The organism is Rhizobium sp. P1_E1 (assembly GCF_056406015.1).
The window spans coordinates 1-1144 of record NZ_JBFUAY010000520.1 but is presented as its reverse complement, the minus strand read 5'-3'; the positions used below and the strand labels follow the sequence as shown (position 1 = coordinate 1144).

2 protein-coding genes are annotated in these 1144 nt (G+C 62.0%); both read left to right on the top strand.

Features of this window, described 5'->3' with window-relative positions; genetic code table 11:
* The coding region (locus tag AC1D1Z_RS37645; RefSeq protein ID WP_477853928.1) for an ATP-binding cassette domain-containing protein at nucleotides 1–676 on the top strand (676 nt) is incomplete at its 5' end.
* A gap of 11 nt (nucleotides 677–687) precedes the next feature.
* Nucleotides 688–1144, top strand: a 457-nt coding sequence (locus tag AC1D1Z_RS37640) for a GNAT family N-acetyltransferase (RefSeq protein ID WP_477853926.1), incomplete at its 3' end; no start/stop codon positions are given.

Sequence of the window (1144 nt, the reverse complement as noted above, 5' to 3'; positions counted from 1 at the left end):
GGATGAGCATCAGTACCGCAGGGAGGTGCAGATGGTCTTCCAGGATCCGTTCTCGTCGCTCAACCCGGCCTTCACGGTCAGCCATCATCTGGCGCGGCCACTGCAATTGCATCGGCAGAGCGGCTCCAGGGCGGATCTTCCCGAAGAGATTGCCCGCCTGCTGGCAAGCGTCGGGCTGGAGCCCGATGTGACCAGGCAGAAATTCCCGCATGAACTCTCCGGCGGGCAGCGGCAGCGTGTGAATATCGCTCGGGCGCTGGCCGTCGCGCCGAGCGTGCTGGTCGCCGATGAGCCGACCTCGATGCTTGATGTCTCCATCCGCAAGGACATTCTCGATCTGCTCGCGAAAGTGAAACGCGAGAATGAGCTCGCCATGCTCTATATCACGCACGACATTGCAACGGCCGCACATGTGGCCGAAGAGATCGTCGTCATGTTCGCCGGCCAGATGGTCGAATGGGGCGACACCGATGCAGTTCTGTCCGATCCGCGCCATCCCTATACAAGATTGCTGCTTTCAGCCGTTCCGGATGGCAGCCGGCCGTTCGTGACGGGCGGAAGCGCGCGTTTCCTCGAACAAGCGGAAAAGGTACGCTCGCTCAGCCGTCCGGAATCGACTGTCATCGAGCAGGTCGGCTCCAATCATTTCATACGCTCGCTCGGCGTTTCCGGCTGAAGGATGGCAAAGTGGACTACCTGGTAAACCTTTCCACCCTGCCGCAAGATACGCAATCGCACGAGCGAATGGCCCGCGAGGGTGTGACGATCCGCCGGGCCCTGCCGCCGGAATTCCGGCTGATCATCAGCTGGATCGCAGAACAGTTCGGTGAGGGATGGGCGAGCGAGGCATCCGTCGCGATGACCCGCCTGCCGCCGACCTGCTTCATCGCCACGCGCGAACAGAAGCTCGTCGGTTTTGCCTGCCATGAAGCGACGGCGCGCGGCTTCTTCGGACCGACCGGCGTCGACGAAAGCCTTCGCGGGCTCGGCATCGGCCGGGCATTGCTGTTTGCCAGCCTGAACGACCTGAAAGCGATAGGCTATGCCTATGCGATCATCGGTGACGTCGGCCCTTCTGCCTTTTACGAAAAGGCCGTCGGGGCCATGCCTATCCCCAATTCCGCTCCCGGCATTTACGCCGGAA